General features: G+C 58.1%; 14 protein-coding genes and 1 tRNA gene. 2 read left to right on the top strand and 13 right to left on the bottom strand.

Annotated features, from left to right (window positions below):
- Positions 1 to 62: 62 nt before the first annotated feature.
- The 7 genes from hscB to trmJ all read right to left on the bottom strand — a co-directional run bounded on the left by hscB (position 63) and on the right by trmJ (position 4,960).
- The gene (gene hscB / locus ACIOU6_RS25425) at positions 63 to 584 is read right to left on the bottom strand and encodes a co-chaperone HscB (protein WP_401139292.1); all 522 of its coding nucleotides are present in this window, start codon (positions 582 to 584) and stop codon (positions 63 to 65) included.
- An 8-nt stretch (positions 585 to 592) separates the two neighbouring features.
- On the bottom strand, positions 593 to 916 hold the full coding sequence (gene iscA / locus ACIOU6_RS25420; protein WP_003227904.1) for an iron-sulfur cluster assembly protein IscA: 324 nt from the start codon (positions 914 to 916) through the stop codon (positions 593 to 595).
- Positions 917 to 950: 34 nt separating this feature from the next.
- Complete coding sequence (gene iscU / locus ACIOU6_RS25415; RefSeq protein WP_003227907.1) at positions 951 to 1,337, bottom strand: Fe-S cluster assembly scaffold IscU; 387 nt, start codon at positions 1,335 to 1,337, stop codon at positions 951 to 953.
- Positions 1,338 to 1,420: 83 nt separating this feature from the next.
- Positions 1,421 to 2,635, bottom strand: a complete 1,215-nt coding sequence (locus tag ACIOU6_RS25410) for an IscS subfamily cysteine desulfurase (RefSeq protein ID WP_221733371.1) — start codon at positions 2,633 to 2,635, stop codon at positions 1,421 to 1,423.
- 50 nt (positions 2,636 to 2,685) lie between these two features.
- Complete coding sequence (gene iscR / locus ACIOU6_RS25405; protein WP_009045442.1) at positions 2,686 to 3,177, bottom strand: Fe-S cluster assembly transcriptional regulator IscR; 492 nt, start codon at positions 3,175 to 3,177, stop codon at positions 2,686 to 2,688.
- Positions 3,178 to 3,409: 232 nt separating this feature from the next.
- A complete protein-coding gene (cysE, locus tag ACIOU6_RS25400) occupies positions 3,410 to 4,186 on the bottom strand; it encodes a serine O-acetyltransferase (protein WP_221733370.1) in 777 nt (258 codons plus the stop codon).
- Positions 4,187 to 4,189: 3 nt separating this feature from the next.
- Positions 4,190 to 4,960 (bottom strand): tRNA (cytosine(32)/uridine(32)-2'-O)-methyltransferase TrmJ, encoded by a 771-nt coding sequence (gene trmJ, locus ACIOU6_RS25395; protein ID WP_108226533.1) that lies wholly within the window; start codon positions 4,958 to 4,960, stop codon positions 4,190 to 4,192.
- 145 nt (positions 4,961 to 5,105) lie between these two features.
- Between trmJ and suhB the strand changes: the two genes are divergently transcribed.
- On the top strand, positions 5,106 to 5,924 hold the full coding sequence (suhB, locus tag ACIOU6_RS25390) for an inositol-phosphate phosphatase (RefSeq protein ID WP_016773320.1): 819 nt from the start codon (positions 5,106 to 5,108) through the stop codon (positions 5,922 to 5,924).
- A 251-nt stretch (positions 5,925 to 6,175) separates the two neighbouring features.
- On the opposite strand, the gene ACIOU6_RS25385 is transcribed toward suhB, so the two are convergent.
- The 6 genes from ACIOU6_RS25385 to queA form a co-directional block, all read right to left on the bottom strand.
- Positions 6,176 to 6,724: a glycine zipper 2TM domain-containing protein gene (locus ACIOU6_RS25385; protein WP_221733368.1), complete on the bottom strand. Its 549-nt coding sequence runs from the start codon at positions 6,722 to 6,724 to the stop codon at positions 6,176 to 6,178.
- Positions 6,725 to 6,844: 120 nt separating this feature from the next.
- Entirely contained in the window at positions 6,845 to 7,759 is a 915-nt protein-coding gene (gene secF, locus ACIOU6_RS25380; RefSeq protein WP_401139288.1) for a protein translocase subunit SecF, read from the bottom strand.
- A gap of 9 nt (positions 7,760 to 7,768) precedes the next feature.
- Positions 7,769 to 9,637, bottom strand: a complete 1,869-nt coding sequence (gene secD, locus ACIOU6_RS25375) for a protein translocase subunit SecD (protein WP_221733366.1) — start codon at positions 9,635 to 9,637, stop codon at positions 7,769 to 7,771.
- 62 nt (positions 9,638 to 9,699) lie between these two features.
- Positions 9,700 to 10,038, bottom strand: coding sequence for a preprotein translocase subunit YajC (gene yajC, locus ACIOU6_RS25370; RefSeq protein WP_003227923.1), 339 nt, complete (start codon positions 10,036 to 10,038; stop codon positions 9,700 to 9,702).
- Between the two features lie 43 nt (positions 10,039 to 10,081).
- Positions 10,082 to 11,197, bottom strand: coding sequence for a tRNA guanosine(34) transglycosylase Tgt (tgt, locus tag ACIOU6_RS25365; protein ID WP_401139286.1), 1,116 nt, complete (start codon positions 11,195 to 11,197; stop codon positions 10,082 to 10,084).
- Between the two features lie 14 nt (positions 11,198 to 11,211).
- Positions 11,212 to 12,276: a tRNA preQ1(34) S-adenosylmethionine ribosyltransferase-isomerase QueA gene (queA, locus tag ACIOU6_RS25360; RefSeq protein ID WP_401139284.1), complete on the bottom strand. Its 1,065-nt coding sequence runs from the start codon at positions 12,274 to 12,276 to the stop codon at positions 11,212 to 11,214.
- Positions 12,277 to 12,384: 108 nt separating this feature from the next.
- Between queA and ACIOU6_RS25355 the strand changes: the two genes are divergently transcribed.
- Positions 12,385 to 12,469: transfer RNA gene (locus ACIOU6_RS25355), tRNA-Leu, on the top strand.
- Positions 12,470 to 12,916 lie beyond the last annotated feature (447 nt).

Below are 12,916 nucleotides of genomic sequence, written 5' to 3'. Positions count from 1 at the left end.
AGTAGGGCCCTCGTGATCAGGACGTATCTGGATCTCAGGCGTGCGACCGGAGCGGCACTGGGTTAATCGTCGAGGCGCTCTTCTAACTGGCGCACTTCGTAGGTGAGCTTGTCGAGGAACTGCATGCGCCGCATCAGGCGTTCGGCCTGCTCACGTCGCGCGGCATCATCCCAACAGGCTGCGAAGCTTTCATTGAGTTCTTCCTGAGCCACTTTCAGGCGACGCTTGAATACGGCGACACCATCCAGGTCGGCGCTGTCCTGAAGGTCTTCGAGCTCTTCGCGCCATTGCATCTGCTGCAAAAGAAACTCGGGGTCGTGGACCGTGACCTCCATCGGCACTTCATGCCCGCTGATGTTCAGCAGGTAGCGCGCACGCTGGGCAGGGCTCTTGAGCGTCTGATAAGCGTCATTAAGACGCGCAGACTGCTCAAGAGCCGACCGCTGCTCACGCTCTGAAGCGTCGGCAAAGCGGTCAGGATGAACGCCGCGCGCCAACTCACGATAGCGCGTGGCCAACTGCTCGAGATCCAGACGGAAACTCGGTTGCAGCTCGAATAAAGCGAAATGACAAGGAATACCCACGACAAGCCTCAGATGTTGAAGCTTTCGCCGCAGCCACATTCACCGCGTACGTTGGGGTTGTTGAACTTGAAGCCTTCGTTCAACCCTTCCTTGACGAAATCGAGCTCGGTGCCGTCCAGGTAGGCCAGGCTCTTCGGGTCGATAATCACTTTTTCACCGTGACTTTCGAACACCTGATCCTCTGCAACCACCTCATCGACAAACTCCAGCACGTAGGCAAGGCCGGAACAGCCTGTGGTGCGAACACCCAGACGTATCCCTTCACCTTTGCCGCGCCCGTCGAGGGAGCGCCGCACGTGTCGAGCAGCCGCTTCTGTCATGCTGATAGCCATCGGTGACTCCTTACTCGTCGCCAAATCCTGAAAGTCAGATCAAGCCTTTCTTCTGCTTGTAATCGCGAACAGCCGCTTTGATAGCGTCTTCAGCCAGTACCGAGCAGTGAATCTTCACTGGTGGCAGGGCCAATTCTTCGGCCAGCTGAGTGTTCTTGATGGTTTCGGCTTCGTCCAGGGTCTTGCCCTTCATCCACTCGGTAGCGAGGGAGCTGGAAGCGATTGCCGAACCGCAGCCATAGGTCTTGAACTTGGCATCTTCGATAACGCCCTGATCGTTGACCTTGATCTGCAGACGCATCACGTCGCCGCACGCAGGTGCGCCAACCATGCCAGTGCCGACATCCGGGTCTTCGGCATTCATCTTGCCGACGTTACGCGGGTTTTCGTAGTGGTCGATGACCTTTTCGCTGTAAGCCATGATTCTTAATCCTCACTCATCAGAGAGTCGCTCTTTATGCCCCACAACCGGAGTTGACGGGGCCGGTTCGCGGCGACTTGAAATCAGTGTGCCGCCCACTCGATTTTCGAAATGTCGACACCGTCTTTGTACATGTCCCACAGCGGCGACAGAGCGCGCAGCTTGGTAACGGCCTCGCAGACTTTCTGCGCGGCGTAGTCGATTTCTTCTTCGGTGGTGAAACGGCCGAAGGTGAAGCGGATCGAGCTGTGCGCCAATTCGTCGTTGCGGCCCAGAGCGCGCAGTACGTACGAAGGCTCAAGCGATGCCGAGGTGCAGGCCGAACCGGACGAAACCGCCAGATCCTTGAGCGCCATGATCAGCGATTCGCCTTCAACGTAGTTGAAGCTCAGGTTCAGGTTGTGCGGAACGCGGGCAGTCAGACTGCCGTTTACGTACAGCTCTTCCAGATGTTCGACCTGCTTGTAGAAACGATCGCTCAAGGCTTTGATACGAACGTTTTCAGCAACCATGTCTTCCTTGGCCACACGGAACGCTTCGCCCATGCCGACGATTTGGTGAGTCGCCAGAGTGCCGGAACGCATGCCGCGCTCGTGACCGCCGCCGTGCATGGTCGCTTCGATGCGCACACGCGGCTTGCGGCTGACGTACAACGCGCCGATGCCTTTAGGGCCGTAGGTTTTGTGGGCGGAGAACGACATCATGTCGACTTTCAGCTTCTGCAGATCGATCTCGACCTTGCCAGTGGACTGAGCGGCGTCAACGTGGAACAGGATGCCTTTCGAACGAAGCAGTTCGCCGATGGCCGCGATGTCGTTGACGGTGCCGATTTCGTTGTTTACGTGCATGATCGACACGAGGATGGTGTCTTCGCGCAGCGCGGCGTCGATCATCTCAGGAGTGATCAGACCGTCAGTCTGAGGATCGAGGTAGGTCACTTCGAAACCTTCACGCTCCAGTTGGCGCATGGTGTCGAGGACAGCCTTGTGCTCAATTTTGGAGGTGATCAGGTGCTTGCCCTTGGAGGCGTAGAAATGTGCCGCGCCCTTGATTGCCAGGTTATCGGACTCGGTAGCACCGGAAGTCCAGACGATTTCGCGCGGGTCGGCGTTGACCAGGTCGGCCACCTGACGACGTGCATTTTCGACGGACTCTTCAGCCTTCCAGCCGAACACATGGGAACGGGACGCCGGGTTACCGAAGTTTCCGTCGACCAGCAGGCATTCACTCATCTTTTGCGCAACGCGCGGATCGACCGGGGTGGTCGCAGAGTAATCAAGGTAAATCGGCAATTTCATGGACTATCTCCTAAATCAGGCTGGCTGGCGTGCCGCTAGCTCTTTGGCTGTCATTCGACGGCGGACGCTTCAATCTTGTCCAGGTGCTGCGCCTTGCCATTGCAACGACGCTGATCCTGACGCTGGGCTACTTCTTGCACCTCACGGCGAGTGACAAGGTCAGCCAAGCTGATACCGCTCAGAAATTCGTGAATCTGCAGGCTCAGGTCGCACCACAGATGATGGGTCAGACAGGTGTCGCCGGAATGGCAATCGCCCTGGCCCTGGCACTTGGTCGCATCGACCGATTCGTTCACCGCATCGATCACCTGAGCGACCTGAATGCCCTGCATGTCGCGGGACAACTGGTAGCCACCGCCCGGACCGCGAACACTGGAAACCAGGTTGCTGCGGCGCAGCTTGGCGAAAAGCTGTTCGAGGTAGGACAGGGAGATCCCTTGGCGCTCGGAGATATCGGCCAGGGACACGGGCCCGTGCTGCGCGTGCAACGCCAGGTCGAGCATGGCGGTCACGGCGTATCGGCCTTTTGTAGTCAGTCGCATGGACAGTTACCACGGAGTTCAGAATGGGCGGGAGTATGCAATTCCCGAGCATTTAAGTCAACTATAAGACCTAGTGCTTTAGTCGGGTTTACCCCCAAAAGAGCGCGCGCATCATAGCAAAGGCTGGCGGCGCACAGCCAGACATACCGCGTTATCGTTCTTCGCGAGCGAGTCCACCCCCACAAGGGAATGCATTCCAACGCTGGCCTGCTCGCGAAGAAAACGACGCGGTTTAGCTCGCCTGACTCTGATCCTTGTCTTTTACACAGGCAAAGTCTTCTTCACGCAGCTCAGGCAGATCTTTCGCACAGTAATTACTGCCCAGATCCTTTAGCGCGCCGCACATTCCTTCCAGTCGCCCATCCACCGCTTGCAGGTGATCGAGCAACTGACCGATGGCACGCGCCACCGGGTCAGGCATGTCCTCACTGACACCATAGGCATCGAAGCCGATCTTCTCGGCCATGGCCTTGCGTTTGGCGTCCTGCTCCTCATCGGATTTGACGATGATTCGCCCAGGAATCCCCACAACCGTGGCGCCCGGCGGCACTTCTTTGGTTACCACGGCATTGGAGCCGACCTTGGCACCCGCACCGACCGTGAACGGGCCGAGCACTTTGGCGCCCGCACCGACGACAACACCATCACCCAACGTCGGATGGCGCTTGCCTTTATTCCAACTGGTGCCACCCAGGGTCACGCCCTGATAAATGGTTACGTCATCGCCAATCTCGGCGGTTTCGCCAATGACGATCCCCATGCCGTGATCGATAAAGAATCGTCGACCGACTTTCGCCCCCGGATGAATCTCGATCCCGGTCAACCAACGACCAAAGTTCGACACCAGACGCGCCAGCCATTTCAGATCATGGCGCCAGAGCATCCCGGCCAATCGGTGAATCCAGATCGCATGCATCCCGGGGTAGCAGGTCAGGACTTCAAAAGCGTTACGCGCTGCCGGGTCTCGATGGAACACACTTTGGATATCTTCACGCAAACGCTCAAACATCATTTAGTCCTTCCGCTTAAGAAGCTCACCACGGGCCGCTTTTTGGGTTTCCGTGAGAATGCCACGCAAAATATTCATCTCCGCCCGGCTGACCGAGCTGCGTCCGTACAACCGGCGCAGGCGCGCCATCAAGTGCCGTGGTTTTTCCGGATCAAGGAATTCGATGGCGACCAGCGTCTGCTCCAGATGCTCATAGAATCGCTCCAGCTCATCCATGGTCGCCAGCTCGGCGCTTTTCACCGAGGCCACTTCTTCTTTCTCGATCTTGCTCGGCTGACCCTGTGCAGCCAGCCAGGCCATGCGCACTTCATAGCTCAACACCTGCACCGCCGCGCCGAGGTTCAGCGAACTGAACTCTGGATCGGAGGGGATGTGCACGTGAAAGTGACATCGCTGCAACTCTTCATTGGTCAGGCCGGAATCTTCACGACCAAACACCAGGGCGATTTCGGCGCCCTGCCCGGCTTCCTCAACCACTTTGGTGCCGCATTCGCGCGGATCCAGCAGTGGCCACGGAATGCGCCGATCACGAGCACTGGTGCCGAGCACCAGATTGCAGCCGACCAAGGCATCTTCCAAAGTGGCGACGACTTGCGCGTTTTCAAGAATGTCACCGGCACCGGAAGCACGAGCATCGGCTTCGTGATGCGGGAACAGCCGCGGTTCAACCAGCACCAATCGCGACAGACCCATGTTTTTCATGGCGCGCGCAGCCCCGCCGATGTTGCCGGGGTGGCTGGTATTGACCAGGACGACACGAATGTTCTGCAGCAAGGGAGGCGCTCTCGGACACAGGGAAGGGGTGCAAATCTTACAGAACAGCCTACCGTTAAGCTATGAAAGCGAACAGCGTCCTTCACCTGAAGAAAAGTTCTGATAGAATGCGCGGCTTTCTTTAACAACCTTAGGTGACACATCCATGCAGCCCATGCTGAATATCGCGCTGCGCGCCGCCCGCAGCGCCAGTGAACTGATCTTCCGCTCCATCGAGCGCCTGGATACCATCAAGGTCGACGAAAAAGACGCCAAGGATTATGTATCCGAGGTGGATCGCGCCGCCGAACAGAAAATCATCGACGCCCTGCGCAAGGCTTACCCGAATCACTCGATCCAGGGTGAAGAAACTGGCCTGCACGCCGGCACCGGCATCGAAGGCGAAGAATACCTGTGGATCATCGACCCACTGGACGGCACGACCAACTTCCTGCGCGGCATTCCTCACTTTGCTGTCAGCATCGCCTGCAAATATCGCGGTCGCCTGGAACACGCAGTGGTTCTGGACCCGGTTCGCCAGGAAGAATTCACCGCCAGCCGTGGTCGTGGCGCTCAACTGAACGGTCGTCGCCTGCGCGTCAGCGGTCGTACCAGCCTCGACGGTGCCCTGCTGGGTACCGGCTTCCCGTTCCGTGACGACCAGATGGACAACCTCGACAACTACCTGGGCATGTTCCGCGCCCTGGTGGGCCAGACTGCCGGCATACGTCGTGCTGGCTCGGCAAGTCTGGACCTGGCTTACGTCGCTGCCGGTCGTTTCGATGCGTTCTGGGAGTCGGGCCTGTCCGAGTGGGACATGGCTGCAGGCGCCCTGCTGATTCAAGAAGCTGGTGGTTTGGTAAGCGACTTCACCGGCGGTCACGATTTCCTTGAAAAAGGCCACATCGTTGCCGGTAACACCAAATGCTTCAAGGCAGTTCTGACGGCCATCCAGCCGCACCTGCCGGCTTCGCTGAAGCGCTAAGCTTTTAGCGAAACGCAAAAAGCACCCTTCGGGGTGCTTTTTTAATGCCCATGACTTAGACCTCCAGACACACCACAGACCCAATGTGAGAGCAGGCTTGCTCGCGAGAGCAGTGATTCATTCAGCATCCACTTTGAATATTAAACAGCATTCGCGAGCAAACCCGCTCCCACAAGGGATTTACGGCGCGACCTGAATCGCGGACACAAAAAAGCACCCCGCAGGGTGCTTCATCTCAAACGATCGAACGATTATTGGCCCGACCCATTCTGCGACAGAATCAATTTACCTTCCTTGTCGACCGGAATCTGGTTGCCCGGATCGCGATCCATCCGAACCTTGCCTTCCTTGCCATCCAGCGAATAACGCACGTCGTAACCAACAACCTTGTCACTGATGTCATTCACTGTGTTGCAGCGCGTTTGCGTGGTGGTGTAGGTGTCACGGTTTTGCATACCTTCCTGCACCTTGTTACCGGCATAACCACCGCCGACCGCACCTGCCACCGTGGCAATCTTCTTGCCGGTGCCACCACCCACCTGATTACCCAGCAAACCGCCCGCTACCGCACCGATAGCGGTGCCGAGGATCTGGTGTTGATCCTTGACCGGCGCCTGCCGGGTCACGGTTACATCCTTGCAGACTTCACGTGGAGTCTTGATCTGTGTTTTGACCGGCTCAACGGCCAGCACTTGCGCATACTCAGGGCCGCTTTTAACCAGGCTGTAGGTGGCAACAGCACCCCCGGCTGTTACACCGACAGCACCCAATACCGCACCAACCAGTAACGACTTGTTCACATGAACCTCCTGACCATCACATGCGGGACGGGCCCGCGCTTATCCCAGCCTTGGAGCATAAAAAAAGGCGCGAGTTCAACTCGCGCCTTTTTTGGCTGACAACCGGGAAAACGATGGCCGTTATGGACGGTCGTCGACTTCCTTGTCGGTGTTGGCGGGTGGAATCAGGTCTTCAGTGGTCAGATCCAGCCAGATCAACACCACGTTAGCGATGTAGATCGACGAGTAAGTACCCGCCAGAACACCGATAAACAGGGCAATGGAGAAGCCGAACAGGTTGTCACCACCAAAGAACAGCAGAGCCGAGATCGCCAGCAACGTGGAGATCGACGTCGCCATGGTGCGCAGCAAAGTCTGAGTGGTCGAGATGTTGATGTTCTCGATCAAGGACGCCTTGCGCAGCACACGGAAGTTCTCACGAACCCGGTCGAATACCACGATGGTGTCGTTCAGCGAGTAACCAATAATCGCCAGTACCGCCGCCAGCACCGTCAGGTCGAAGGTGACCTGGAAGAACGACAGAATACCGATGGTCACGATCACGTCATGGATCAGCGAAACAATGGCGCCGACCGCGAACTTCCACTGAAAGCGGAAAGCCAGGTAGAGCAGGATGCCGCCGAGCGCCAGCAGCATGCCGAGGCCGCCCTGGTCGCGCAGCTCTTCACCGACCTGCGGGCCGACGAACTCGACACGCTTGACCGTCGCCGGGTTGTCGCCGCCGACCTTCTGCAGAGCATCAGCCACCTGATGACCCAGTTGCGGGTCTTCGCCAGGCATACGCACCAGAAGATCAGTGGTTGCTCCGAAGCTCTGCACGATGGCTTCGTGGTAACCCGACTCCACCAGTTGCTCGCGCACCTTGGTGACATCGGCCGGACGCTCGTAGGTCAGCTCAATGAGCGTACCGCCGGTAAAGTCCAGCCCCCAGTTCATGCCCTTGGTGGCGACACTGAACAAGGCCAGCACGGTAAGGAACAATGTGACGCCGAACGCAACGTTGCGAACGCCCATGAAGTTGATTGTACGTAACATGGCAGCCCCTTAAATCCACAACTTCTTGAAGTCACGACCGCCGAAGATCAGGTTGACCATCGCGCGGGTCACCATGATGGCCGTGAACATCGAGGTAAAGATCCCGAGGGACATGGTCACTGCGAAGCCTTTGACCGGGCCTGTGCCCATGGCAAAGAGAATCCCGCCGACCAACAAGGTTGTCAGGTTGGCGTCGAGAATCGCGGTGAATGCCCGGCCGAAGCCTTCGTTGATTGCACGCTGCACGGTCATCCCGGCGGCAATCTCTTCGCGAATCCGCGAGAAGATCAGCACGTTGGCGTCGACCGCCATACCCATGGTCAAGACGATACCGGCGATACCCGGCAGGGTCAGCGTTGCCCCCAGCAGCGACATCAGCGCCAGCAGCAACACCATGTTCACGCCCAGAGCGACAGTGGCGATGATGCCGAAGAAGCGATAGATGGCGATGATGAACAGCGAGACAAACAGCATGCCCCACAGCGATGCATCAATACCTTTGGTGATGTTGTCAGCACCCAGGCTCGGGCCGATGGTGCGCTCTTCAGCGAAGTACATCGGCGCCGCCAGACCACCGGCACGCAACAGCAGCGCCAGTTCGGACGACTCGCCCTGACCGTTCAGGCCAGTGATGCGGAACTGAGCCCCCAGCGGCGACTGAATGGTCGCCAGGCTGATGATCTTCTTCTCTTCCTTGAAGGTCTGCACCGGTACGTCTTTCTCGACGCCACCAACCACTTGCTTGGTGTAAGTGGTGACCGGACGCTGCTCGATGAAGATCACCGCCATGCTGCGACCGACGTTCGAACGGGTCGCGCGGCTCATCAGCTCACCACCATGTCCATCCAGACGGATGTTCACTTCAGGCGTACCGTGCTCGCCGAAACCGGCCTTGGCGTCGGTAACCTGATCACCTGTAATGATCAGACCACGCTCGATTTGCGCCGCAGGACGATTGCCTTCACGAAACTCGAACGTCTCGGAGGTGGCTTTCGAAGCGCCCGGCTCTGCCGCCAGACGGAACTCAAGGTTGGCCGTTTTGCCGAGGATACGCTTGGCTTCGGCTGTGTCCTGCACGCCCGGCAGCTCAACCACGATGCGGTTGGCGCCCTGACGCTGGACAATCGGTTCGGCAACACCCAGCTCGTTGACGCGGTTACGCACCGTGGTCAAGTTCTGCTTGATGGAGTATTCACGGATTTCCGCCAGCTTGGCCGGGGTCATCGCCAGACGCAGCACCGGTTGACCATTGAGGTCGGCCGGAACAATGTCGAAATCGTTGAAGTTCTTGCGGATCAGTGCACGGGCTTGTTCGCGGCTGCCTTCATCAGCGAAGCCCAGCTGGATGGCACCGCCCAGTTGCGGCAGGCTGCGATAGCGCAGCTTCTCTTTGCGCAGCAGGCTCTTGACGTCGCCTTCGTAGACTTTCAGGCGTGCATCGAGGGCTTTATCCATGTCCACTTCCAGCAGGAAGTGCACACCACCGGACAAGTCCAGACCCAGCTTCATCGGGTGCGCGCCCAGATTGCGCAGCCATTGCGGGGTGGTTTGTGCCAGGTTCAGCGCGACGACATAGTCATCACCCAATGCCTTGCGCACAACGTCTTTGGCCGGCAGCTGATCTTCAGCCTTGCTCAGACGGATCAGGCCGCCCTTGCCGTTTGCCGCCAGAGTGGCCGCCTTGACGTTGATCCCGGACTCGTGAAGCGCGGTGCTTACGCGGTCCAGATCGGCCTGATTGACCTGCAGAGCCGTGCTGGCGCCGCTGATTTGAATAGCCGGGTCATCGGGGTAAAGATTGGGAGCGGAATAAATCAGACCGACCGCCAGCACCGCCAGGATCAGAATGTATTTCCACAGAGGGTATTTGTTCAGCATCACGCCGCCCGTTATGACGCGGGGCGCCTTGCGCGCCCCGTCGATTGAGTAGAAGTTGTTGCTTAGATCGCTTTCAGCGTGCCTTTTGGCAGCGTGGCGGCGATGGCGCCCTTCTGAAACTTCATTTCCACGGTGTCGGAAACTTCCAGAACCACGAAGTCATCGGCCACTTTGGTGATCTTGCCGGCGATGCCACCGGTGGTAACCACTTCGTCGCCCTTCGCAAGGCTGCTCAGCAGGTTCTTCTGCTCTTTGGCGCGCTTGGCCTGTGGACGCCAGATCATCAGATAGAAGATAACCAGGAAGCCGACCAGGAAAATCCACTCGAAACCGCCGCCCATTGGGCCGGCAGCAGCCGGTGCAGCAGCGTCAGCCATGGCATTAGAGATAAAAAAGCTCATTTAGCACTCCAGTTGCAAATGTTGAATCTTGGGGTCAGAAAACTTAGTCCAAAGGCGGAACGGGGAGCCCGCGTTTGGCGTAGAAGGCATCGACAAAGGCGGCCAATTTACCCTGTAGAATATCCTCGCGCAAACCAGCCAACAGCACCTGATAATGGCGCAAGTTGTGGATGGTATTGAGCATACTGCCCAGCATTTCGCCGCATTTGTCCAGGTGATGCAGATAAGCGCGGGAGAAGTTCTGGCAGGTATAGCAATCGCAGGTCGGATCCAGCGGCGATTCATCATGGCGATGGAATGCGTTACGGATCTTCAGCACGCCTGTATCAATGAACAGATGCCCAATCCGGGCATTACGGGTTGGCATCACGCAATCGAACAAGTCCACACCGCGGCGCACACCCTCAACCAGATCTTCCGGTTTGCCAACGCCCATAAGGTAACGAGGTTTGTCAGCCGGCATCATGCCCGGCAGATAATCCAGCACCTTGATCATCTCGTGCTTCGGTTCGCCCACCGACAGACCGCCAATGGCGAGGCCATCGAAGCCGATCTTGTCGAGACCTTCCAGCGAACGCATGCGCAGATCCTGGTGCATGCCGCCCTGTACGATACCGAACAGGGCCGCGGTGTTGTCACCGTGAGCGTTTTTCGAGCGTTGAGCCCAACGCAGCGACAGCTCCATCGACACGCGCGCGACGTCTTCGTCAGCCGGATACGGCGTGCATTCGTCGAAGATCATCACGATGTCGGAGCCCAGGTCACGCTGAACCTGCATCGACTCCTCCGGGCCCATGAACACTTTGGCGCCATCCACCGGAGAGGCGAAGGTCACACCCTCCTCCTTGATCTTGCGCATCGCGCCAAGGCTGAACACCTGGAAACCGCCGGAGTCGGTCAGGATCGGGCCTTTCCACTGCATGAAATCGTGCAGGTCACCGTGCTCCTTGATCACCTGAGTACCCGGGCGCAGCCACAGGTGGAAGGTGTTACCCAGGATGATCTCGGCGCCGGTGGCGACGATGTCACGCGGCAACATGCCCTTGACCGTGCCGTAAGTACCCACCGGCATGAACGCCGGGGTCTCGACGGTGCCACGCGGGAAGGTCAGGCGACCACGACGGGCCTTGCCATCGGTGGCCAGGAGCTCAAAGGACATGCGACATTCGCGACTCATTCTGTTTCCTCTGGGCCTGTTTGTTTAGGGGCAGTAGGTGCGGGATTACGGGTGATGAACATCGCATCACCGTAGCTGAAAAAGCGGTAACCGTTGTCGACGGCGGCCTTGTAGGCGGCCATGGTTTCGGGATAACCGGCGAATGCCGAAACCAGCATCAACAGCGTGGATTCCGGCAAATGGAAATTGGTGACCAGGGCATCGACCACATGGAACGGCCGGCCCGGGAAGATAAAAATGTCGGTGTCGCCACTGAACGGCTTGAGCACGCCATCACGCGCCGCACTTTCCAGCGAACGCACGCTGGTGGTGCCGACCGCGATCACCCGACCACCCCGCGCACGGCAAGCGGCGACGGCATCAACCACGTCCTGGCCGACTTCCAGCCACTCACTGTGCATGTGGTGATCTTCGATCTTCTCCACGCGCACCGGCTGGAACGTACCCGCGCCAACGTGCAACGTGACGAATGCGGTCTCGACGCCCTTGGCGGCAATCGCCTCCATCAGCGGCTGATCGAAATGCAGCCCCGCCGTCGGCGCCGCCACCGCGCCCAAGCGCTCGGCGTACACCGTCTGATAGCGCTCGCGATCCGAGCCTTCATCCGGGCGGTCTATATAAGGAGGCAACGGCATGTGCCCGACGCGATCGAGCAGCGGCAGCACTTCTTCATCGAAGCCCAACTCGAACAACGCATCATGGCGCGCAAGCATTTCAGCTTCGCCACCGCCATCGATGAGAATCTTCGAACCCGGCTTCGGCGACTTGCTGGAACGTACATGCGCCAGCACGCGATGCGCATCAAGCACCCGCTCGATGAGGATTTCCAGCTTGCCGCCGGAGGCTTTCTGCCCGAACAGCCGCGCCGGAATCACCCGGGTATTGTTGAACACCATCAAATCGCCCGGGCGCAAATGCTCAAGCAAATCAGTGAATTGACGGTGTGCGAGGGCGCCGCTAACCCCATCCAGGGTCAACAGGCGACTACCGCGACGCTCGGCCAAAGGGTGGCGAGCGATCAGCGAATCAGGGAGTTCGAAGGTAAAGTCAGCAACGCGCATGATGGGGTTCGTCTAGCAGGGCCCGAAAGTCTAGCGGAAATATCGAAAATTGACCATGAAACGTGATTGACCAACGGTAATCTCATCTCTATACTTCGCCGCCATTGAGCCCTGATGGCGGAATTGGTAGACGCGGCGGATTCAAAATCCGTTTTCGAAAGGAGTGGGAGTTCGAGTCTCCCTCGGGGCACCAAAATTAAGAAAGGTCTTGCTTAGCAAGGCCTTTTTTTATGGGTGGCGTAAAAATGGCGTAACCGCAATTTACCTACCTCACCAACCGCTCTCCCCTGTCGCGGGCTGATTCCTACAACAACTGGCGGACGACCAGGTTGGCCAGCGAGAGTGAGCGACATGCTTGAGAGGCCCGTTTTCTCAAGTCCGCAATGAGTGTCCGCGCATCAGACACACCCCCTATACGAGGGGAAAAAGTTTTCCGGTCCTACTCTCAAAAACATGTAAGAAGTGTAAGTGAGATTTCAATCTTCTGTTAAACCCAGATAAATCAAGGGATTGAGAGCTTTCAAGACTGTAAGTGAAGTGTCGGATGTGGACTTGCCCCTACCAAACCGGACACCAACTCCCCGTTAAATTGATGCTGCCGCTAAGCGCCTGAACTCCCTCGGAGAGCGATAGTTCAAGG

It is taken from the genome of Pseudomonas sp. NPDC087615, from assembly GCF_044743445.1.
Classification (GTDB): Bacteria; Pseudomonadota; Gammaproteobacteria; order Pseudomonadales; family Pseudomonadaceae; genus Aquipseudomonas; species Aquipseudomonas baetica_A.
Note: the sequence above shows the minus strand (reverse complement) of the source record. Positions and strands in the feature narration are given on the sequence as shown.

What these genes read in the sequence shown, in the direction of transcription:
- secD (WP_221733366.1), bottom strand. Translation starts at nt 9,637, where the DNA reads ATGCTGAACAAATACCCTCTGTGGAAATACATTCTGATCCTGGCGGTG.
- iscR (WP_009045442.1), bottom strand. Translation starts at nt 3,177, where the DNA reads ATGCGACTGACTACAAAAGGCCGATACGCCGTGACCGCCATGCTCGAC.
- tgt (WP_401139286.1), bottom strand. Translation starts at nt 11,197, where the DNA reads ATGTCCTTTGAGCTCCTGGCCACCGATGGCAAGGCCCGTCGTGGTCGC.
- cysE (WP_221733370.1), bottom strand. Translation starts at nt 4,186, where the DNA reads ATGTTTGAGCGTTTGCGTGAAGATATCCAAAGTGTGTTCCATCGAGAC.
- iscA (WP_003227904.1), bottom strand. Translation starts at nt 916, where the DNA reads ATGGCTATCAGCATGACAGAAGCGGCTGCTCGACACGTGCGGCGCTCC.
- suhB (WP_016773320.1), top strand. Translation starts at nt 5,106, where the DNA reads ATGCAGCCCATGCTGAATATCGCGCTGCGCGCCGCCCGCAGCGCCAGT.
- queA (WP_401139284.1), bottom strand. Translation starts at nt 12,276, where the DNA reads ATGCGCGTTGCTGACTTTACCTTCGAACTCCCTGATTCGCTGATCGCT.
- ACIOU6_RS25410 (WP_221733371.1), bottom strand. Translation starts at nt 2,635, where the DNA reads ATGAAATTGCCGATTTACCTTGATTACTCTGCGACCACCCCGGTCGAT.
- yajC (WP_003227923.1), bottom strand. Translation starts at nt 10,038, where the DNA reads ATGAGCTTTTTTATCTCTAATGCCATGGCTGACGCTGCTGCACCGGCT.
- secF (WP_401139288.1), bottom strand. Translation starts at nt 7,759, where the DNA reads ATGTTACGTACAATCAACTTCATGGGCGTTCGCAACGTTGCGTTCGGC.
- iscU (WP_003227907.1), bottom strand. Translation starts at nt 1,337, where the DNA reads ATGGCTTACAGCGAAAAGGTCATCGACCACTACGAAAACCCGCGTAAC.